Raw genomic sequence first — 22,860 nt, forward strand, 5'->3', positions numbered from 1 at the left:
AAAAAGCACTGATGCAGCCAAAGCTCAGTGCTTTTTATTGTCTGGCTGACTGGTTCTGCTGATTCTGCTCAGTTTGAACTTAAACATGCGAGTTTACATTGGCTTACAAATTGACCAGTACTTAAGTTGCTGGCAACAGAACTTAGTGCAACGCAATGGGTCTATTTAACTGAGAAATGCGACTCGCTTATACATGCCATAGAGAGGGAATATATGTTCAAAGGAATAACCAAACTGCTTAAGGATAACCGCTCCTTTTTTCTGTTTATCAGTTTAATGTTAGTGTTCAGGAGCGCTGTGGCTGATTGGAATACAGTGCCATCGGGTTCTATGCTGCCGACTATCGTCGAAGGTGATCGCATTCTGGTGAACAAGATGGCCTACGATCTTAGGGTGCCATTTACCCATATCGCCTTAGTCAAACTGGCGGATCCCGCCCGCGGTGATATCGTGGTGTTCGATTCGAAAAAGGCCGATAAAAAACTCATTAAGCGGGTGATTGCTGTGCCAGGCGATACTGTGATGATGCGGGATAATCGTTTGTATTTGAATGGCGAACCTCTTGGCTACGCATCCCAAGCATTGAGTCCTTATGCTCCCGCTGATGTCACAGAAATGCAGGAGAACTTACTCGGTATGGCCCACAGTATTCGCCTTAATCCTGTCCCTTCAAGGCTCGCCAACTTTGGACCAGTCACTGTGCCAGACGCGCATTATCTAGCGCTGGGTGATAATCGAGATAACAGCGCTGATTCTCGGGTCATTGGCTTTGTGCCACGGGATGAGATTGTTGGCCGTTCAAGCTCAGTGGTTTTCTCCCTCGATTATGATGATCATTACTTGCCTCGACCTGAGCGTCTCATGCGCGAGTTTTAGCATGCGCGGATTCTAGTATTCGTGATGTTGCTCTATAAAGAAGGGCGCCGAATGAGGCGCCCTTTTGTTAGCTGGTTGATTCAAAATGCTTTACTTTAAGCAACTTCTTCAAAAGCGACTACTTCATAAAGCTCAGATAGCCCTGCAAGACAATCAAGTTAACTATGTCGATAAAGAAAGCGCCGACGATAGGCACAACCATAAAGGCTTGGGGTGACGGCCCTGTGCGCGAGACGAGCGCGCCCATGTTCATTACCGCCGTTGGCGTTGCGCCCATACCAAAGCCGCAGTGGCCACCGGTGATCACCGCCGCATCGTAATTACTGCCCATCACTTTGAACGTCACAAAATAGGCGAACACCGCCAGTACTGCGGTTTGCACCAGTAAGATGACTAGCAGCGGGATGGCTAAATCAAAAATCTCCCATAGCTTTAAGGTCATCAAAGCCATAGAAAGGAACAGTGACAAAGCGACTGTGCCTATGACATCGATACTTTCAGTATGGGGCTTATAGCCGCGGGTGAGTTCAGTGATATTGGCTATGATAACGCCAAGGAAGAGAGCATAAACAAAGTCGGGCATTTTGAGCCAAGCTATGCCCGATTGGCTGATCCACAGCGTGAGCCATTTTGAGCCTGCAACACACAGCAGCAGTACAAACAGGGTTTCTAATATGGTTTTGGCTGTAACTTGATCTTCTTCTAACTGATCGTAAGTCACTAAATGCGGATGTTCACTGTGATGCTTGCGACCAATCCCATAGCGAGAAACAAGATTATGTTTACCGATTAATCGCTGCGCAACGGGGCCACCTATAATTCCGCCCATGATTAAGCCAAAGGTCGCAGCGGCCATAGCAAATTCTAAAGTATTGATACCGTAGTTTTCCGCAAAGGTTTGTGACCAAGCGACGCCCGTTCCATGGCCACCCGACAGGGTAATTGACCCTGCGATAAGGCCCATAATCGGGTCGAGCCCTAACAGATTGGCTAAACTGACGCCGACGGCGTTTTGGATAACAATATAAATCGAGGCAACACCCAGAAAGATAAAGACTTTTTTACCACCGCTGAGTAACAGCTTGTAGTTTGCCGAGAGGCCAATCGTGCTGAAAAACATCAGCATTAAGGTATTTTGCAGCGATAAGCTGAAGTCGAGACTGATATTTTGAAAGTGAAGAAATGCGACACCCGCGGCTACAACGAGGCCACCCACTATGGGTTCGGGGATATTATATTGCCTAAAGACACGTACATGGCGATTGATGGAGTGGCCGATAAACAGCACGAAAATGGCAATTAAAAATGATTCTAGCTCGCCAATCGTATAGGTCGTGTGCATGAAAATTCCTTACAAACTGTCTTAGTGTGGGCATTTCAGTGAGCACAATGCCCATTGAGGAGTCACCCATCTTGTTATTAAGTACCTGCTAATGCTGGATGTTAAGCGCTTGATGTCGAGGACAGATCAGTGTCAATCCGATAAAAATTTAAAGGATGAGTGAGCGCGAGTGTGTTTCGTTTTATGGTTTACAGGCCAAGAACAGCAGATTAAATAGCCTGTTCTTGAGCATAAATAACTGTCTATTTATGGGGTGTTGCTGAGTCTATCTGTGGTCAAGGTTGAGGCGATTAATGCGTGCCTCCTATGACCGAATGGAGGCGAGTTTAGCAGAAAAGTGTCGTAATGTCGCTAAATCACATTACAAATCATGATGTTACGATATTGTTTTTCTAGTGTTGCTAAAGTGGCGCTTGTGCTTACGTCAACATCTAGCCTGCCTTAGCACCGAAATTCGTGCGCATTAGCGCCCGAATATGTCGATGTTTTATGCAAGATTCCGCAAGATTGTTAGCATCAGCGTGCTAGCCTATTTGGCTAACACGTCGGTTAAGGCATTGTCGAGGTCACTGAATTGAAACTGAAAACCGGCTTCGAGGGCGCGTTTAGGATAAACAAACTGTCCTTCGGTCAACAGCTCCGACATTTCACCCATAGCCAAGCGTAATGCAAGCGGAGGGGTCGTGATAAGGGCAGGGCGATTGAGTGCTTTTCCAAGTGCTTTGGTAAACACAGCGTTACTGACTGGGTTGGGGGCTGTGGCGTTGAATATGCCTTTGCAATGTTCTTGGCTGAGTAAAAAGTCGATAAGGGAAATGAGATCTTGCACATGGATCCAGCTCATGCCTTGACGTCCATGACCAATTGGGCCACCGAGTCCGAGCTTAAAGGGCGGTAACATTTTCTCTAATGCGCCGCCTTTTCCTAACACAATCCCGATACGGATAATGCAGACGCGGGTTTGCTCAGTATTTGCATTAAGCGCTTCTTGCTCCCATTTTCGGCAGATGTCATGGCTAAACTCAACATGGGCACCACTGGATTCATCGAGCAATTTATCATCATGTCGACCGTAATAACCCACTGCCGAACCACTCACCATGATCTTAGGCGGATTACTACTCTGCTGTATTAGCTGAGTTAATCTTGCCGTGATATCCCAACGGCTATCACAAATCCGCTGCTTCTGGTTTTTGCTCCAGCGCTTAGCTACGATCGGCTCGCCCGCAAGATTCACTATGGCGTCGATATGATTTACGTCGCTCAGCGCATCGAGGCTCTCAAGGTAATGGTGCTGATTACCGAGAATTCTTTGCGTTTGTTGCACTGAACGCGTTAATAACGTCAGTTGATGATGGGGCGCCAATCGTTCGACTAATTGGCGGCCAATAAAGCCGCTTGCGCCAGTGATCAGTATATTCATGGAACCTCTCTTATCGGTTGAGCTCTGAGGATATATACCGAAATAAGGTGTGCAACGATCACTTAGTCTGGCTATTTCTAGCGAGATTATTTCTGATAACACAACTCCATAGAGACTGAATCAGCAAAGCGCAGGGCATGGGGTTTGTCGATTTCGACACTGGCAAATTCAACCCAAGGATGCTCACTGGCGATGGCCAGCGTTTGGCTGGTAAGATTTTCGAGTAATGAGAAACGGTTATTCTCAATCAGCTCAATGATCTTTTTGGTGATAGTGCGGTAATTGAGTGCATCCTCAACATTATCACTGTTACGGGCACGCTCGGCACAATAATGGATCACGACATTGATGATCACGTCTTGGCGATTTTGAATTTCATCTTCTTTAATGCCGATAAAAGTACGAAGTCTTAAGTTTTTAATGCGTATAATCGCGGTTTCTGGTTTCATAATGGCAAATGGCTATCTTAAGCTAAGGTTTCTGAGGTTAAGTGTGTTCTCGGGTTAGCCTAACAATTTTATCTAAGATCAAGAAGGATTTTTAATAAATGACACGACCTAATGCGCCCTCCGCTGCTTACCGTGGCTTTGCGGTTATGGCCTTTGTAGTGATTATTTTGGCAGGGATTAAGGCGGCGAGCCCGATTGTGGTGCCGTTTGTGCTGTCCAGTTTTCTGGCGGTGATTTGTAATCCCGCGATTGGTTTAATGACAAAATTCCGTGTGCCTAAATGGCTTGCGGTGATCCTCTTGATGGGCTTTATTGTGTTGATGGGCCTCTGGTTAGCCTCGGTTGTCGGCAGTTCAGTCAATGAGTTCTCCAAACAATTGCCCCAATATCGGGTGCAGTTAGTCGAGCAATTTGCTTGGATATTAAATAAGTTACATTCCTTCAATATTCAGATTTCGAAGGATCAAGTGTTAGCGTATTTTGACCCTGGCATGGCCTTGTCTATGACCACTAATATGCTGTCGGGTGTCGGCAATGTGATGGCGAATTTATTTCTGATCATCTTAACCATCGTCTTTATGCTGTTTGAAGCACAATCGTTGCCAAAGAAATTGCATCTGGCGCTGGACGATCCCGATATGCGCCTCAAGCAGATTGACCGCTTTTTGCAATCGGTTAATCAGTACATGGTGATCAAGACGCTAGTAAGCTTAGCGACCGGGGTTATCGTCGGTGTCGGTTTAACCATTATTGGCGTGGATTACGCCATGCTGTGGGCGGTGATCGCCTTCCTATTTAATTACATTCCCAATATCGGTTCTATCATTGCCGCCATTCCTGCGGTGTTATTAGCCTTCATTCAGCTTGGCCCTGCGGCAGCGGGCGGTACTGCGCTTTTGTATGTCGGTGCCAACATGGTGATGGGCAATATGATTGAACCTAAATTTATGGGCCGCGGCTTAGGCTTATCGACCTTAGTGGTGTTTTTATCGTTAATTTTTTGGGGCTGGTTGCTAGGTTCTGTCGGCATGTTGCTGTCGGTGCCGCTGACTATGGTGGTTAAAATTGCCCTCGAATCGAGTAAAAGTGGTAACTGGTTAGCCATTTTATTATCGGACGATGTTGAAGATAAGTTCGTGGCCAACAATACGGAAAACTCAAGTTCCGATGGCGATGACGCCGATACAAGTACAACAGAGAGTAAGTAATAGAAGATGCAAAGTTTTATACAAGCGCTAGCGACAATTGAATTGGGTGATGATGCAGTGCGGTTGTTCCACGGCCGCGGAGGACACTACGCGGGTTGTGAACACCTATGTTTAGATTGGTTTACGCCAGTGCTATTGCTGACCAGTTTCACTCCCTTAGCCGATGACGATTTAGCCACATGCCAGCAGGCCATTGCGGCGCGTTGGCAGGCCATTCGTCCCGATAGCCAACTGAATTTAGTCTACCAATACCGCAGTGCGGGCGAGACCTTTACTCAAGTGCTGCAAGGCGAAGTGCCTGAGCCGCATATTGTTAGTGAAAATGGCGCACGCTTTCAGGTGCATTTAATGCGCGGACAAAACCACGGTTTATTCCTCGATATGGCCAACGGCCGCGAGTGGGTGAGAGCAAATGCCCGCTATAAAAAAGTGCTTAATTTATTTGCCTATACCTGTGGTTTCTCGGTGGCGGCATTGCAAGGCGGCGCCGATGAAGTGGTCAATATGGACATGAGCAAAGGCGCATTAGGCATAGGCAAACAGAATCATTTGCTGAATGACTTTAGTGCGGGAGCACGTTTTTTAGGCCATGATATTTTTAAATCTTGGGGCAAACTGAAAAAGCTCGGTCCCTACGACATTATTGTGGCCGATCCACCGAGCAATCAAAAGGGCAGTTTTGTCGCGACTAAAGATTATGTACGTTTAATCAGGCGTTTACCTGAGTTACTTGCCGAGAATGGCGAAGTGTTACTCTGCCTCAATGCACCCGAGCTCGATACCACTTTCCTACGCCAGCAGGTCGCAGATGCGGCGCCAGCACTCGAATACATAGAGCGCTTAGCCAATCCGCCAGCCTTTATGGATGTGTCTGAAGAGAAGTCGCTTAAGGTGCTGCGTTACCGTTTATCGGCTCAAACCTAGTCTTGATTTAGCTTAATAGGCCAGTATTAACTGGCCTTTTTTGTCGGTTTTTAATGAAGCTAAATGGAAAATTTAATTGCTGATTTTAAAAGTGCAACAAATATGGATGTGCAAACTCAATGCAACCTTGCTGCCAAACTAGCTTGAGTGTTGAGCTTTTTACGCGGTCACTTGTTTATGAGCAAATGGCTACTCAGTCATATAATCGCCCAATCATTAGCTTAAACGCTCCGTCAGTAGCTTAATCGTTCAGAGAGCTGCGATTGTCCAAAGGTTTCAATCACTTTACTGACTTGATGTTGATCTAAGTGTTTGAGGGCGGAAATTTCATCATAAAGCCTGTCCTGAACATCTAATGGCATATTCATGTGCTCCATAAACATGCGGATCCCTAATACATCGCCGTGGCTAAATAATGTCGTTAGTGTGGTGGCTTCAAGCTCAATGAGTGCGTTCATATCTTACCTCCTACTCGCGTCATTACTTAATTGATAGCAGCTAGCGTCACACTTCCCTAGATTCATTGTTTGTAAGCGATTTCTGTTAATAGCGTTTGTGCATATAGGGCTGCATTTAAATGGCGTCATGGGCGGCTAAATATCATCGTCAAAGATGAAAGGCTTTCAGTTTTTAGAACAGATTTTGAGCCTTAAAAGTGATAAGACGCCTTAAGTGGCATTGGTTCTCGAACAAAACTGAAAGTTTTCTGTAATTATGATTTTGGCTTTGTTATACTCCTGCCCACGGAATATATCCCTTTCCTCATAGGCAAAATGTCAGCATAGAATGACATGCCTCTGCGACCTTACCCAATCAAGCAGGAGTTGTTATGGAAGTTCATGAATACGAAAATGCTTATTATCAAGTGAAAGACGATGTACTGACGTCTTTACCTGCTGAAAGCGAAGAAGAAGTGATCCAGGCTTAATCGATAGCGATTAACTGACGGTACTTATGAGTTCGACGTAACAAAACAAGCACATTGAAATAGCAACCTTAGGGTTGCTATTTTTTTAGCTGAAATCGGCGCTAGGATTGAGCGCATGAGAAGACATGCGCAATAAAAGTGGCGAGCGGGAAGGGAGATTAGCCGTTTACTTTGCGCTTTTCTGGCATCAGCTCGACGATAGTCCACTTACTGCCAATCTTGTGAAGGCGTATGGTCCTGTCATCAATCCACGGCTGACCGCCTTTAAGCCCTTTCATTTTGATCACGACAATGACGTCTTTGGTAAATTTACGGAAGAAGTCGATATCGATATCATCAATTTCCATTTCAACATTGGTCATCGACAGGCCGAGCATATTACGCTGCACCGCGGCGGCAATATAGTAATGGGTGAGCACTTGTTTAATTGGCTCATCGACAAATTGCTTGGCTTGTTCAACATCGCGATCGACATAAATCGCTTTAAAAAAGCCTAAGCTCACTTCTTCGGGTGATAACTGGCGTTGATCTTCCGTCGAGGGATCGCCACAACCAAAGAGGAACAGCAGGGAGATAAATAATAGAGTTCGCATAAATTTTAGTTATTGGAATTTGTTCTGAGTATCGCGATTTTAGCCCTAATGCACAAGTTCTGTCGTTATTTGCGATCTACTGGGAAATGCGTTGACTCAAGCCTATTGAGTGTGGCATATAGTTAGGAGGCATATAAAAAGGTTATCCACAGAAACTGTGGAAAACTATGTTGAAGACTTCAGTGATACTTTGTAAGTCACTGATATTGTCTTGCTTTATCTGCTGGTTAAAAAGTGACGCTTTTCAGTTTTCCGCCATGTTCCACTTTCAGTTGTGGATATTTTTCGCTGTTTACTCACCTTATTAACATCGCTTAATTCGTTTTCCCTCGTATTTTGTCTGCTTATTTTGCCATATTGGCTTTGTTATTGAGCCATTATCGCAGCGCGATAGCCTTGCTTAAGCTAAATTTGAGCATAAAAAAGCACCGGTAAGTACCAGTGCTTTTTGCGCGTAACGCTATGCAGATTTCGCTGTGTTAGCCTTTAGCTGCGTCGTTTTGTGCTGCTTGAATTGCCGTTAGGGCGATAGTGTAGACGATATCATCGACTAACGCGCCGCGAGATAAGTCGTTCACAGGTTTGCGCATACCTTGCAGCATAGGACCGATACTGATCAGGTCCGCGCTTCGCTGTACAGCCTTGTAAGTCGTGTTGCCTGTATTGAGGTCTGGGAACACGAAAACGGTGGCTTGGCCAGCGACAGGACTATCAGGTGCCTTAGAGCGAGCAACATTTGGCATAACCGCCGCATCGTATTGCAATGGACCATCAATAATCAGATCTGGGCGTTTTTCTTTGGCGATACGGGTCGCTTCACGCACTTTATCCACATCAGAACCAGTACCTGAGTTGCCGGTTGAGTAGCTGATCATTGCCACTCTTGGCTCAATACCGAAGGCTTTTGCTGATTCCGCCGATTGGATGGCGATATCGGCTAATTGCTCTGCATTGGGATCTGGGTTAATTGCGCAGTCACCGTAAACAAGCACTTGATCTGGCATCAACATAAAGAAGATGGACGACACTAAGCTTGAGCCCGGTGCCGTTTTGATCAATTGCAGTGGCGGACGAATGGTATTGGCCGTGGTGTTAACCGCGCCAGAAACGATACCGTCAACTTCGTTTTGCGCCAGCATCATAGTGCCGAGCACCATGTTATCTTCTAACTGTTCACGGGCCACGACTTCAGTTAAGCCTTTGCTGCGACGTAGATCTAACATAGGTTCTACGTAGCGGTCGCGGACCTCTTCTGGATCGATAATGATCACGCCTTCGCCAAGCACCACATCTTGCTGTGCAGCGATACGCAGAATTTCTTCTTTTTTACCTAAAAGTACACAGCGAGCGATACCGCGTTCGGCACAAATGGCCGCCGCTTTAATCGTACGCGGCTCATCACCTTCTGGCAGCACCACAGTCTTGTGGGCGGCGCGCGCCAATTCCGTGAGTTTGTAACGGAAAGCGGGTGGTGATAGGCGATGCTCACGGGGCGAGTTTTTAGTGACGCTTTCAATCCAGGTTTGGTCGATGTGGCTGGCCACATAATCCTGCACCAGATCAATACGAACCGCGTCATCTACAGGTACTTCATGGTCGAAACGTTGAATGTTGAGCGAGGTTTGCCAAGTGTTGCTGTCGATTAAGAACACAGGTAAACCGGTTTCAAAGGCCTGTTCACACAGCTTAAGAATTTCTGGCTCTGGCTCGTAGCTACCCGTCAACAGCAGGGCACCAATTTTCACGCCGTTCATGGCCGCAAGACAGGCTGATACGATGACATCTGAGCGATCGCCTGAGGTCACAAGTAGTGAATCAGTCTTAATATGGGTCACCATATTAGGGATACTGCGGGCACAGAACGTCACTTTACGCAGACGACGAGTATGCATTTCGCCGGCATTAAGAATGCGTGCGCTTAAATGCTTCGCCAGATCCGAGGCACGTGGTGCAACAAGATCGAGGTTGTATGGCACGCTACCTAAAATACGCAGTGGGCTTTTACCTGGCATTTGGAACATGCTGGCCGCATCAGAGCGTTGAACACCTTGGTGATCAAAGACTTCAGAGAGATCAGGGCGCGCGCGACCTTCATCGTCAACGGGGGCACCAATCTTGTTGATCACAGCGCCAATCAACCGTTTGTTCTTTTTCCCGCCCCAAGAGTTGTAGGCGATTTCAAGGCGGTTCATCAACCCAGTTGAAGTATCGCTACCCGGCGTGGCAATAAAAATCACGTCTGCATCCATAGCTTTAGCGATGGCATAGTTCACATCGTCGGCAAAGGGATGGTTACGGGTTGGCACTAAACCTTCAACAATTAAGGTCTCAGTGTTGCTGGCGCAATCGGATGCACGGGCAATGATTTGCTCCATTAATACGTCGGTTTGGTCAGCACGAATTAAGGCTTCGGCATGGGCCATGTCGAAGGGCTCTAACGGATTCACCGTCGGCGATTTACTCAGAATAGTGGTTGAGCGTTCTGGGCCGTTATCATTAGGTCTAAGTTGGGAAATCGGCTTAAAGAACTGAACTTTAACTCCGTGGCGCTCCAGTGCGCGAACCATCCCAAGGCTTAAGGAGGTCAGGCCGACTCCGGTACCTATGGGGATTAACATAATATTACGAGACATAAAAACCTCTAGTTTCGATGGTTTTTGGCAGAAGAGTTTCTGCAAATTTGCTTGTGAGTATGGCTATGTAAAGCGTAAAGCCGTTTGGGTGAGCAAACGGCTTAGGTCATTTTTTATTTGTTGATCAGTTTAATTGAATCTTCGGCGATCACCCATTCTTCGTTCGTTGGGATCACCATGGCAATCGTGCCTTTATCTTGAGTGATGATGCCTTTCTTACCGAAACGTGCCGCTTTGTTGCGTTCGCTATCGACATGGAAATTGAAGATTTCCAGCATATTGAGCACTTTTTCACGGATTAAGTCTGAGTTTTCACCAATGCCGCCGGTGAAGACGACTGCATCTAAACGGCCCAGTGGCACAGTGTAAGATGCGATGTATTTGGCTAAACGGTAGCAGAAGATTTCTAAGGCTAAGGTCGCGCCTTTATGACCGTCTGCGTATCCTTCTTCGATACCGCGACAATCGTTAGTCAGCTCGGAAATACCCAGCAGACCACTTTGCTTGTTCATCAGGTTATTCACTTCTTCTAAGGTGTAACCCAGTTGATGAACTAAGTGATAGATGATTGAAGGGTCAATATCGCCACAACGTGTGCCCATGACCAAACCTTCTAATGGGGTTAAACCCATAGACGTGTCGACACTTTTGCCGCCTTTGATGGCAGTCACTGACGCGCCGTTGCCTAGGTGAGCACAGATAACGTTGGTTTCTTCAATGGGCTTGTTGAGCATTTTTGCCGCTTCACGGCTAACGAATAAATGACTCGTGCCATGCATGCCATAACGACGGATACCGTGTTCACGGTATAACTTGTAAGGTAGGGCGTAGACATAGGCTCTGTCTGGCATGCTTTGGTGGAAAGCGGTATCAAATACAGCAACCTGTGGCAATTTAGGGAAAGAGGCAATGGCTGCGCGGATGCCGATAAGGTGAGCAGGATTGTGCAGGGGTGCGAGTGAAGCACAATCTTCGATACCTTTGATCACGCTTTCGTCGATGATCACAGAACGAGTGAACTTTTCACCGCCGTGAACGATACGGTGGCCAACGGCTTGAATTTTCGCTGCTAATTCAGGTTGTTCCGCAAGGATTTTATTAACAATGTATTCAACTGCTTCACGGTGAGCCGTAAATGCGCCTAAGGCCGCTTCATGTTTTTCGCCGTTGATTTTCCATTTAATGCGCGAGTCTTCTAAACCAAAACATTCGGCTAAGCCAGAAATTTGATCGTCACCTGTTTGCGCGTCAATGACGGCAAATTTGAGAGAAGAGCTACCGCAATTGAGAACTAAAACCAGATTATTTGACATGTGTAAACCCTTTGCCATTGTGTTTAATATAACGATTCAAAAAAATTAGGATCTGCGGTGTTTTTACCATAACAGTCTTGGGGCGATTCGCCAGATTGTGCTATGGTAAAAGCAGTATTCCATTGTAGTTGGTGTCTAAAATTGAGCATTAAGATCCTCAAAACCTTAGGTGATGGTCATCAATATATGAAGACTTGGCCTATGGTTAGACAACTGGGTTTTTATTTCCCTGAGTATCGGGTCGTCCGAGCGACTCAGCTCGCCATACTGGTGATGCCATTGTTAGCGTTTTTTGTGAGTATGAGCCAGCTGTATATTCACGGTTGGGCATTTCTGCCCCAAGCTGTCACTCTCGGTTTATTTTTCATCAGCTTACCGTTACAGGGGCTGCTGTGGTTAGGTTGGCGAGCGCGCCATCCATTACCGTTAACGCTGTTCGACTGGAGTAACCAGTTGAGTGCGAAGTTGTCGTCCATGGGTATCAATTGCCACACTTTAGGTGCTAAAGCCTGTTATCTCGATATGGCACTGATTTTAAAAATAGCCTTTGAGCGTTTAGATGCCAGTTATTGGGAAGAACTTTAGGCCGTTGCCGCTGTTATCCGTGTTGGCTTTTCTATTACTGTGGATTAATAAATCGCGTTAATCCCTTGCCCAACAAATACCGCTTTGATCTTTTCCATGGTTTCTCGGCTCGGTGGTGATATGCCATCAAGTTGATAGCTTTCGCCCATGGCTTCCCACTTGTGTTTACCTAATTCGTGATAGGGTAGTAATTCTACCTTTTCAATGTTTTTCATGGGCTTAATGAACTCGGCCAGTTGTAATGCCGATGCTTCATCGTCGGTAAATCCGCCCACCACCACATACCGTATCCAAGTCGCTTGATTACGCTCTGCCAAATACTGCGCAAATTGCAATGTTCTATGGTTGCTGACTTTGGTTAACTCAATATGTTTTTCATCGTCCATGTGCTTGATGTCGAGCAGGACCAAGTCAGTGTGGTCGAGTAACTCATCAATCACTGGCGTGTACTTACGTACAAAACCATTGGTATCTAAACAGGTATGAATACCTTCTTGCTGACAGGCTGTGAATAATTCGGCGACGAATTCTGCCTGTAAAATGGCTTCACCACCACTGGCCGTAACACCACCATTGCTGGCATCGAGAAAAGGCCGATAGCTGATGATTTGACTCATTAACTCATCGACCAAAACTTCTTTTCCGCCATCAAGATCCCAAGTGTCACGATTGTGGCAATACTGGCAGCGCATTAAACAGCCTTGCATAAAGGTGATAAACCGTATGCCTGGACCATCGACTGTGCCAAAGGATTCCACTGAGTGGATCCGACCGATAACTGCCATTGTGACTCCTGTTAAAATAAGTGAGGCTGTAGCACAGTGTACTACAGCCTTGACTAATTTAGCTTACAGACCTTTGGTGAATGTACGCGTGATCACATCTTGTTGCTGCTCTGGCGTCAGTGAGTTGAAGCGCACTGCGTAGCCAGAAACACGGATGGTCAGCTGTGGATACTTGTCTGGATGCTTAACGGCATCTTCGAGCATCTCGCGGTTCATCACGTTGACGTTCAAGTGTTGGCCACCTTCTTTTTTGTCATTGTGGTCGAAGTATCCGTCCATCAATGCCGCTAAGTTGGTACGGCGAGCATCATCATCTTTACCCAGTGCATTTGGCACGATTGAGAAGGTATAAGAGATACCGTCTTGAGCGTGGGCAAATGGGAGTTTTGCCACTGAAGTTAAAGAAGCGATTGCGCCTTTTTCATCACGGCCATGCATAGGGTTTGCACCCGGTGCAAATGGCGCACCTGAACGACGACCATCTGGTGTGTTACCGGTTTTCTTACCATAAACCACGTTTGAGGTGATGGTCAGAATTGACTGAGTTGGGATCGCATTGCGATACATTTTACGGTCGCGAATTTTCGCCATAAAACGTTCAACTAAGTCACAGGCGATATCATCTACACGTGGGTCGTTGTTACCAAATTTTGGATAGTCACCGCTGATATCGAAATCAACTGCTATGCCGTTTGCATCACGAACCGGTTTTACGGTGGCGTATTTGATGGCAGACAGTGAGTCGGCTGCGATAGATAAACCCGCAATACCACAAGCCATAGTGCGACGTACGTCTCTGTCGTGCAGCGCCATAAGCGCGGCTTCGTAAGAGTACTTATCGTGCATGTAGTGGATTGAGTTCAGTGCAGTGACATATTGAGTCGCTAACCAATCCATTAAACCGTCTAAGCGATTCATCACATCATCAAAGTTGAGCACTTCGTCTGTGATCATGTCTGCTTTAGGGGCAATCTGGATTTTCAGTTTTTCGTCTACGCCGCCGTTAATCGCATACAGCATGGTTTTCGCTAAGTTAGCGCGAGCACCGAAGAACTGCATGTGTTTACCCACAACCATAGGGCTCACACAACAGGCGATTGCATAGTCGTCTGATTGGAAATCTGGACGCATTAAGTCATCGTTTTCGTATTGGATTGAGCTAGTGTCGATAGACACTTTGGCGCAATATTTTTTGAAACCGATTGGCAGTTTATCTGACCATAATACTGTGATGTTTGGCTCTGGACTTGGACCCATAGTGTAAAGGGTGTTCAAGAAACGGAAGCTTGATTTAGTCACTAACGTACGGCCATCTAGACCCATACCGCCGATTGACTCAGTCGCCCAAATTGGGTCGCCAGAGAACAATTCATCGTATTCTGGAGTACGTAGGAAACGTACCATACGCAGTTTCATCACGAAATGGTCAATCATTTCCTGAGCTTGTTGCTCAGTTAAGGTGCCATTTTTCAGATCGCGTTCAATATAGATGTCGAGGAATGAAGAGGTACGGCCTAATGACATCGCCGCGCCGTTTTGGCTTTTCACTGCGGCTAAGTAACCGAAGTAAGTCCATTGAATTGCTTCTTGTGCAGTGGTCGCTGGGCGAGAAATATCGCAGCCATATTTGGCAGCCATTTTCTTCATTTGACCTAGTGCACGGTGTTGCTCTGCGATTTCTTCACGTAATTGGATAACATTTGATAATTCTTCACCCGCTTCGAACTGCGCTTGCAGTGAAGTGAATTGGGCAAACTTATCTTTCATCAGGTAATCGATACCGTAAAGTGCAACACGGCGATAGTCACCAATGATACGGCCACGGCCATAAGCATCAGGTAAACCTGTTAAAATACCTGATTTACGGCAAGCCATAATTTCTGGGGTGTAAACATCGAACACACCTTGGTTATGGGTTTTACGCAGTTCTGAATAGATGTATTTAACGTCTTCATCTAGCACGCGGTCGTAGGCCGCGCATGAACTTTCCACCATGCGGATACCACCATTAGGCAACATAGCGCGTTTTAGCGGCGCATCTGTTTGTAAGCCAACGATAGTTTCTAATTCTTTGTTGATGTAGCCAGCGTCGTGGGAAGTGATGGTAGAGACCATCTTAGTATCGAAATCAACAGGCGCGTGGGTACGGTTTTCCTGTTTGATGCCTTCCATGACTTTATCCCACAGGATTGTGGTCGCTTCGGTAGCACCGGCAAGGAAGGATTCGTCGCCTTCAAAAGGCGCGTAGTTTTGTTGGATAAAGTCACGTACATTGACTTCAGATTTCCAATCGCCAGGGGTAAAGCCTTCCCATGCGTTGGCAAACAGTTCAGTTTTTTCGGTCATCGTACTAATACCTTCTGGTTAAGATAAAGGTTATTGGCAATCAGCGTGAAGCGATGCTGAGTATAAGCCAATAGCTAATTCCTGAAATAAAGCTCCCTTCATGATGACGCCCTATGATGGGAACTGGATTTTGAAGTGCTCGTCACTCCAAAAGTCTGTCTATTGATACCCGATAAGATGACAAATATTCGCTTACTTTGATTATCGGCTACCGATCAATCTCTTTTATAATTGGTAAGACCAATTGTCCATAAGCATATTAACATAGGTCTGTCGCTATCGCATCTTAAACGGATTGGTTTGTGCTGGCTTAATCCCAAATTTGCTAGCTAGGTAGCATTTTTTTACTACTATTAGGAATACAGCACGCTTTTCTACTTGGTGTGACATTCAAACTTGTCACTCCTTAAATCACTAAGCCTTTGGTTGTTGCCATTTACTGTCCCCCTTTATTTGGGAGAAATCTATCCTCGTATCGATTGATTTTTGCTGGGGTCGCGTGAGGGGCGAATAAACTAGGTATAACTGCGGCAGTTTTGTTGATGGCTTAGTAGCAAGCTCCCTGTTAGCCATTTGTATTAATTGTAGTTTATTCGCTAACCTTGTTGATTTTTGGGCATGCTGTAGGGCCTCCATCGGGCAAAACGCTAATGCCTGAATCTTGCTAAAAATTATAAAAGAGTGGCTGCGCAAGGTTTCGGCTGCTTATCAGGTATGTTATCGCTTATCACACGGCTAGACTGTCAAGACAGAGGCGTGGGGCGCTGGCGGAGCCAATCCTGTCGATATTGAAGTGTGAGAGACAATCTATTGCTACATCTATGCTTCAGTGCCAAATCAATGCTTCAGGGGAGAGTCGAACTGAGTTTACTGAAGCTGATTTTAGTCATCCGTTTTATTGCGAGTTTGAGCATGAGTGTGTTCGCGAGTTACATAAGCTTACGGTGGAAACGAGTTATTTTAGGGTAAAGACGACCTGAAAACATGTCATCCTGATGGGTGATATTGTTTGATTTTTGGTAAGACCAATTAACCTTTTGTGTTTTTGGCTTCAAAGTTTTCACATTTTTGGTGTGAATAACATCACGCTTTAGCAATATCTACTTCACAGCATGAGCGCGTTGTATGGTACAAAGCGAGACTTTAGTGAATCATCATTTTCAGCAAATCAACATCTCGGTTTTGATTCGTGCTATCTGCGCAATGGCGCTGCAGGAGAGATATATGCTACGCATTCAAGTCTGTTTATCTGAAGTTGGAGTCATGCAATGAAAAGCCCAATTCCATCATCAACCCCAACTGTGATAAATAGCGCCCACGAAGCGCCACAGGTTTCTGCGCACTTTAGTTGTTATAATCAGGCGGAAATTTACGGTACCAGCAAAGTGGTTAAAGCGCCTTGGCAATCTTTTGGCTTGGCTGTGTTTGCAGGTGCTTTCATCGCCTTAGCCTTTGTATTTTATCTCACTGTGACCACAGGTGCTGGCGATGCGCCTTGGGGTTTAGTTCGCTTAGTGGGTGGAATAGCCTTCAGTTTAGGTCTGATCTTAGTGGTTGTTTGCGGCGGAGAACTGTTTACCAGTTCCGTACTCAGTACCGTGGCTTGGGCACAAAAACATGTCTCTGGCGCAGAGTTACTCAAGTGTTGGTGCCGGGTTTATGCGGGCAATTTTGTCGGCGCTATACTGATGGTTTGTTTGATCACCGCCGCCGGCATGTATGAACTCGATGGTGGTCACTGGGGATTAAATGCCCTTAAAGTGGCGCAACACAAACTGCATCACTCTTGGATCCAAGCTTTTAGCTTAGGTATTTTGTGTAACATGTTGGTGTGTTTAGGCGTGTGGATGACCTTCGCCAGCCGTGATGTGTTAACAAAATCCCTACTGTTAATCTTACCTGTGGCCATGTTTGTCAGCAGTGGTTTTGAACACAGTATCGCTAACCTGTTTATGGTGCCTATGGGCATGATGATCCAATCAATCGCCAGCCCAGAATTCTTCGCATCTTTAGGTGTGACTCAAGAGCAGTTTGCCGATTTAACCGTGACTAACTTTATATTCAACAACTTAATCCCAGTCACCTTAGGCAATATTGTCGGCGGCGGTGTGATAGTAGGTTTAGGTTATTGGTGGGTAGAGCAGGGAAAAACGACGTCAAGCGATCCACACAAAGCTCACCATGAACACTTTTCTGCACCCCATTCACATACCGAAAAACCTCAACATGCGAGCGAGATTAAGCTGACTAAGCATTCTTAGAACGCCTTTAATTATCAGTCTGAAGTGAAAGTGCCCAGCAAATCGCTGGGCATTTTTATGCTTATTCATAATAATGTGATCGTAGAAGAGCGACTTGAAATCTTATGATTTCATATAAATAATTGTTTATAAAGTTTTTTATGTCTTGCTTCAGAAAGTTGTAGCTGAAAAAAACTCAGCTCTCGGTAAATAGCGTTGTAGCGGTTGAGGGGATTAAGATGAAAGTCATTTGTTTAAGCAGTTTGATATTTTAATGGTTAAAAAAACGGCATCAGATGATGCCGTTTTAATACAAATCACTTTAAATTAAAATTTAAAGCTTGCCGTTGTATGGAAGAATCTGCCTACGTTGTCGTAGGAGGCAGAGCCTGCACCAGTACCTGTTGTTCCGTATGGCAAGTCACGGTCGAATACGTTATCAATACCAAATTTCAATGTAACGCCTGTATCAAACGCATAGGCAACAGAGATATCACTGATGAAATAATCACTATACTCCATATTACTGCTTGGGTTAGCGTTACGTGCAAGTTCTTTGTCAGTGTATAAACTTACGCCTTCAATAAAACGCGTTCTCCAGTTGGCGCTCCACTGGGCAATAGAATAATTCAATGACCAGTTTGCTTGCCATTTCGCATAACCTAATGTGCCTGCTAGTTCCTCAAAATCATCGGGCTTATCTTGGAATGAAAAGTTTTTACGCTTAAGCAAACGAGTTGCAATAAGGTTTGTACGGAAGTCACCACCGAATGCATCAAAGTTATAGCCAATATCAAAGTCAATACCAGCGGCTTCTAATGCTGCGATATTAAGTGAAGAGCTTCTAATTGTTGTTATTTCATGGGTTGTTGGGTTACGGGTTAGTAATGCGCAGTACTCATTATTAATTCCTGAGGTTGAATCTACACAGCGGTCAATAATATCTTGAGCACTAACTGAATCAATAGCGTTATCAATTGCTATATTCCAATAGTCAGTAGTAATAGATAAGCCATCGATGAAGCCAGGTTGATATGCAAATCCAACTGTATAACTTGTTGATTCTTCAGGGTCTAGGTCCCTGTTGCCGCTAGTTACGCCCTCAACTCTTTTTGAATCATAATCAGAGTTAAAATCTGTCGGAATGCCTAGAGCTGCACAGTTGGCTTTACGTACATCTGGATTGCTTAGATCATTTAAGTATTTAGTGCGGCATGAGTCTTCAATACTGAAGAAGGTTTGGCTCTCAGCACCATATAACTCACTGATATTTGGCGCTCTGATGGCTTCTGAATAAGTCGTCCGAACACGTAGATCATCATTCACTTCCCAACTTAGGCCTGCTTTCCAGGTAGTAGCGTTCCCGATAGTGCTGTAATCTGCAAAGCGAACCGCTAACTCCATATCAAGTTGACGGATCATTGGTAGATCTGCAAGTAGTGGAACACTGACTTCTGCAAATACTTCTTTTACATCGAAGTCACCTTTATCTTCACCTAAGGTATTGAAGAAGGTCCCTTTAACGTTTGATGGCTCAAAAATTTCGCTTTCTTCTTTACGGTATTCAACACCAGTTGAAAAACCAACAACACCAGCAGGCATGTCAAACAGAGCAGAATTTGTTAAAGAGCCACCTAAAACGGTTTGTTTGATGACAGATGTGCCTGTTGAGGTCGTATTGACGTAATCAATTGCGGCTTGACTAGGCTTGCCAAACCCTAAAATGTCAAGGGCAACACATCCTGCTGCTCTTGCATTTTCGTCACGACATACCGCGTTACCATTTACATTGATTGAATCTAATGCGTGTTGATAGTTAGCGAGCACGAGGTTGTTTTTATTCACTCGTTCGAGATCGGTTTGGCCATAAATACCATAAACATCATAATCCCAGTCTTCAAAGACTAGGCCTTCAAGACCGAGTACGTAGCGTTGGGTTTCTCGAGTATCGTCTTCAATACGCTGACCTAGGTCTGTCATAAAGCGTCGGATATTGATGCTATCGAGTGGTGCAGGATTACCATCGGCATCCTTATTGGCTTTCATTAATGCCACTAGTTCTGGGCTAATGAATGCGTTATCAATTTTTATATCGGTATTTTTTAGAGGGTCACTACCTTTACCAAAAAAGAATGCAGGTTGACCTTCATTTGTAGATTGGCTATTGACATATTTCGCTTCGAAATATGCATTCATATTGTCATTAACTTGGTAGTTTGTTTTAAAGTTAATGTTATAACGTTCAAATTCTGGCTGTAATTCTACAAATTGATTGAGGTTAGTATAATCGCAATCAACACAGTAAATACCGTCTACTTTGGGACCAGAATAAACATCACGCAATGAACCATCAGGATTGAACGTTTTCCAACCATCTAAGAAGAAGGTTCCAGCATTACTGATAGTATAGTGTCCACCGTTTGGAGTGTAATATTTATCAGGATCTGACGGGTTATTAGAATCGATAGGCTTACCATCTGGCCCTATCGGGCGGTTGGTATTCTTTAAATTAGTAAATGAAGTTGATGTTTCATCTCGGTCGAATGCTCTTAATTGATTTTGAGCACTGTATTCAACCGCAAAGGCAACATTACCGCGATCTTGATCGAAATTAGTACCGTAAGATAATGCTAAGCGATCCTTAGAAAGCGGATTATCTCCAGCCCAACCTTTCGTTGCAGAAACATCTAATCCTTCAATGTCTTTTTTTAGAATAAAGTTGACAACACCAGTCACGGCGTCAGCACCATAGATGGCTGATGCGCCACCGGTAATGACTTCAACTTTTTCAACCCAACTACTAGGAATCGTATTTACATCAACTGAAGATGTTCCCGCAGAACTTGCAACATGTCGTTTACCATTAACAAGCACTAGAGTTCTATCCGTTCCCATGCTTCTTAAGTCTAAAAGGTTTAAACCTGAAGTACCAATATTACGTCCTGAGTTAGCTAAGGAATATGTATTGCCTAGCGCTGGCAATTGATTCAGTGCTTCACCAATGTTTGTTGCACCAGTTGATAGCAGCTCGTCTCCAGTAATGACTGTGACAGGCGTAGGAGCTATCGCTCCTTCTCTAATAATACGAGATCCTGTTACTTCAATACGTTCAACTTTTGCACCGTCTTCAGCAGCAAATACAGCAGACGTAGATAAAGCGGCTGTGGCAGCACCGCTGATTAACGCAAAGCGAACCGCTTTGGCTAATGTAGAGTTTGCGCGCATTTTATTCTCCCTTAACACATGTTGTATGTTTATTTTTTATTTTTCTTAAATGGTTACTTATGTAAATAATAAGTGCTCATTTAATTCAGTTCAGGATATAACCACAAGAAAATAACAAGTGCAATATAGGTTTTTAATGGCGCTGGTTGATAATTTGTTAACGTTAATGTTTTTTTAGATGCTAAGGCGAAGTATCTTAAGCTAAAAACTATGGACTGTAGGATATTTATGATGATTTGTGTTTTTATTTTGTTTAAATTGTTTTTTTAAGGTTTATTTTTGGTTTTCTATATAGTGTTTTTTGTTTTGTTTTTTGGGTGTAACGTCGGGTTGTGGAAATATTTTTTTGTGATTATTTTCATGTAGAAAAAATACAAGCTGATTAATATATGGTTTGCCATTCTATATATTTGGAATTAAAAGCTTTAGGTGTTATGTGGTATAAGGTTTTTTGTGCGGTTTAATTTAATGTAAATTTGTTATTCACGATTTTTATTGATGGGCTCAATAATTACAGTGCGCAGTCCTGTAAAGGTTGATAAGTAATCTTTTTTGAAGTGAATGCCAAATTTATAATTGCTTAAATACAAAAGGAAGGTGAATAGATATTCGCCTTCCTTTTGGTTTATGGTCTAGTTTAAAAATAATCTCTCATGTAAAACAATTACATTTTACAAACTGCAATTCTGTTTATTTACTCTCAAGTATTACTGTTTGCTCTACCGCTTTAAAGCGTACTGGAAAGTAGTGTGCTAAATAGCGTAGAGCAACATAGGCAACCACTAAGGTGGCGATCACAAGCTCGAATTCTGCTAAGTATTTTATCCATATCGCTAACTCACCCATGTTATTGAACTGGGTTAGCCAAGTGGCGGTTTTAAAGAGCGCGGTAGCACCGATCACCATAGGGAAGGTAAAGGCTGCGTATCCCGGGCTAAAGGGCAGCTTTAGCAGGTGAAAGAAGGCTAAGTAGATGATGCTCGTCATCAAAATGGCGATGCTCAGTAGTAGGGCAACTAAGGGAATTGACGCCTGCTCGCAAACGGTTAGATAACCTGCGAGTGATAAACTAGCGGGCGCCGCGAGAATCGCAATGGTTGGTTTAGCTGCGTCGGGTATTGCCTGACAGAAAATGAGGCGATAGAGCATTAAAGGCAGCATGATTAAGTAAGCTAACATCCCAAAAACCAAAATAGCGTTGGCTAACCATTGGTAATCAGATACAGGGAAAGACACCGCCGCGACGATAATGCCAATCGGTGGTACGAACCAGCTTGGCACCATGTGCTCGAGTTTAAAATCAATGGCACGATAGTAGATAAACGCGCTTAAGAAGAGTACATGGATACCTATGGCCACTAGCCACAGAGTTAAGCCTGCATCTGGGAAATAATTGCCGAGTGTTTTAGACACGACCATCAGCCCCATGGCGAAGGTGGGGATCACGCTACCAATTACAGGGTGGCTGAGTTCGTCCTTTAAAATTGTCGGATGTAGCATGAACTTACCCATGAGCAGTAACAACAACACAGAGGCTATGATGGCGCCTGTTAGCTGTCCTGCACCATTGAGTGACGGTGTTATGTTCTCCCAAGTCCAACCTAAGCTGGCAATGGCAAGTGCCAGTCCTGCCATAGGGCTGGGAAGTTTAGCTGCGTGGGATGTCCAGCGTTTGCGTTTTGAAGTCATGTTGAATACCTCTCAATACTGACAATGCTTAACATCGCTTTTTTGGGGCGCTGTTTTGATGTCCTCAGTGTACTGCGGGTGTTAATGGTAAATAAATTTGATTAATTTTATTCATAGAGTAATTTTTTCTTATCAATATTGGTGTTAATGGCGTTGGTATAGGTTGAGGGGGAAAAGGCATAAAAAGGAATCGATTGACGAGAATTTCTGTGCTTTATAACCCACTGAGCCGTTAATGCTACTGGTGATACTGAGAACTATGAGCTGCATCCAAACTTGAGCTAGAACTTGTTTACGCTCT

16 protein-coding genes are annotated in these 22,860 nt (G+C 44.6%); 5 read left to right on the forward strand and 11 right to left on the reverse strand.

The window, feature by feature from the left end; genetic code table 11:
• The first annotated feature begins 213 nt into the window (after positions 1 to 213).
• Positions 214 to 876, forward strand: a complete 663-nt coding sequence (gene lepB / locus NE536_RS15610) for a signal peptidase I (RefSeq protein ID WP_259480561.1) — start codon at positions 214 to 216, stop codon at positions 874 to 876.
• Between the two features lie 118 nt (positions 877 to 994).
• Here lepB and gltS read toward each other — a convergent pair whose 3' ends face one another.
• The 3 genes from gltS to folX all read right to left on the reverse strand — a co-directional run bounded on the left by gltS (position 995) and on the right by folX (position 4,090).
• Entirely contained in the window at positions 995 to 2,218 is a 1,224-nt protein-coding gene (gltS, locus tag NE536_RS15615; RefSeq protein ID WP_006082169.1) for a sodium/glutamate symporter, read from the reverse strand.
• Between the two features lie 529 nt (positions 2,219 to 2,747).
• Positions 2,748 to 3,641 carry a TIGR01777 family oxidoreductase gene (locus tag NE536_RS15620; RefSeq protein WP_261273257.1) on the reverse strand — a complete coding sequence of 298 codons (894 nt, stop codon included), beginning with the start codon at positions 3,639 to 3,641 and terminating at the stop codon, positions 2,748 to 2,750.
• An 86-nt stretch (positions 3,642 to 3,727) separates the two neighbouring features.
• Complete coding sequence (folX, locus tag NE536_RS15625; RefSeq protein WP_006082167.1) at positions 3,728 to 4,090, reverse strand: dihydroneopterin triphosphate 2'-epimerase; 363 nt, start codon at positions 4,088 to 4,090, stop codon at positions 3,728 to 3,730.
• A 98-nt stretch (positions 4,091 to 4,188) separates the two neighbouring features.
• On the opposite strand from folX, the gene NE536_RS15630 reads away from it, so the two are divergent.
• On the forward strand, positions 4,189 to 5,298 hold the full coding sequence (locus NE536_RS15630; RefSeq protein WP_259212727.1) for an AI-2E family transporter: 1,110 nt from the start codon (positions 4,189 to 4,191) through the stop codon (positions 5,296 to 5,298).
• Between the two features lie 6 nt (positions 5,299 to 5,304).
• Positions 5,305 to 6,222: a class I SAM-dependent methyltransferase gene (locus NE536_RS15635; protein WP_261273258.1), complete on the forward strand. Its 918-nt coding sequence runs from the start codon at positions 5,305 to 5,307 to the stop codon at positions 6,220 to 6,222.
• A 233-nt stretch (positions 6,223 to 6,455) separates the two neighbouring features.
• On the opposite strand, the gene NE536_RS15640 is transcribed toward NE536_RS15635, so the two are convergent.
• The 4 genes from NE536_RS15640 to ackA all read right to left on the reverse strand — a co-directional run bounded on the left by NE536_RS15640 (position 6,456) and on the right by ackA (position 11,689).
• On the reverse strand, positions 6,456 to 6,680 hold the full coding sequence (locus NE536_RS15640; protein ID WP_006082164.1) for a hypothetical protein: 225 nt from the start codon (positions 6,678 to 6,680) through the stop codon (positions 6,456 to 6,458).
• 628 nt (positions 6,681 to 7,308) lie between these two features.
• Entirely contained in the window at positions 7,309 to 7,743 is a 435-nt protein-coding gene (locus NE536_RS15645; protein WP_011847127.1) for a nuclear transport factor 2 family protein, read from the reverse strand.
• 479 nt (positions 7,744 to 8,222) lie between these two features.
• Positions 8,223 to 10,376 carry a phosphate acetyltransferase gene (gene pta / locus NE536_RS15650; protein ID WP_261273259.1) on the reverse strand — a complete coding sequence of 718 codons (2,154 nt, stop codon included), beginning with the start codon at positions 10,374 to 10,376 and terminating at the stop codon, positions 8,223 to 8,225.
• Between the two features lie 113 nt (positions 10,377 to 10,489).
• On the reverse strand, positions 10,490 to 11,689 hold the full coding sequence (gene ackA / locus NE536_RS15655) for an acetate kinase (RefSeq protein ID WP_006082161.1): 1,200 nt from the start codon (positions 11,687 to 11,689) through the stop codon (positions 10,490 to 10,492).
• 141 nt (positions 11,690 to 11,830) lie between these two features.
• Between ackA and yfbV the strand changes: the two genes are divergently transcribed.
• The gene (yfbV, locus tag NE536_RS15660) at positions 11,831 to 12,274 is read left to right on the forward strand and encodes a terminus macrodomain insulation protein YfbV (protein ID WP_261273260.1); all 444 of its coding nucleotides are present in this window, start codon (positions 11,831 to 11,833) and stop codon (positions 12,272 to 12,274) included.
• Between the two features lie 44 nt (positions 12,275 to 12,318).
• Here yfbV and pflA read toward each other — a convergent pair whose 3' ends face one another.
• A complete protein-coding gene (pflA, locus tag NE536_RS15665) occupies positions 12,319 to 13,059 on the reverse strand; it encodes a pyruvate formate lyase 1-activating protein (protein ID WP_063884797.1) in 741 nt (246 codons plus the stop codon).
• Between the two features lie 63 nt (positions 13,060 to 13,122).
• Positions 13,123 to 15,405 (reverse strand): formate C-acetyltransferase, encoded by a 2,283-nt coding sequence (gene pflB, locus NE536_RS15670; RefSeq protein ID WP_261273261.1) that lies wholly within the window; start codon positions 15,403 to 15,405, stop codon positions 13,123 to 13,125.
• Between the two features lie 1,268 nt (positions 15,406 to 16,673).
• Here pflB and focA point away from each other — a divergent pair.
• Positions 16,674 to 17,666, forward strand: a complete 993-nt coding sequence (gene focA, locus NE536_RS15675) for a formate transporter FocA (protein ID WP_261273262.1) — start codon at positions 16,674 to 16,676, stop codon at positions 17,664 to 17,666.
• A gap of 306 nt (positions 17,667 to 17,972) precedes the next feature.
• Here the strand turns inward: focA and NE536_RS15680 are convergent, their stop codons facing one another.
• The gene (locus NE536_RS15680) at positions 17,973 to 20,870 is read right to left on the reverse strand and encodes a TonB-dependent receptor domain-containing protein (protein ID WP_261273263.1); all 2,898 of its coding nucleotides are present in this window, start codon (positions 20,868 to 20,870) and stop codon (positions 17,973 to 17,975) included.
• Between the two features lie 690 nt (positions 20,871 to 21,560).
• On the reverse strand, positions 21,561 to 22,559 hold the full coding sequence (locus NE536_RS15685) for a TDT family transporter (RefSeq protein WP_261273264.1): 999 nt from the start codon (positions 22,557 to 22,559) through the stop codon (positions 21,561 to 21,563).
• Between the last annotated feature and the right edge of the window lie 301 nt (positions 22,560 to 22,860).

The organism is Shewanella septentrionalis (assembly GCF_025370265.1).
Lineage (GTDB): Bacteria > Pseudomonadota > Gammaproteobacteria > Enterobacterales > Shewanellaceae > Shewanella > Shewanella hafniensis.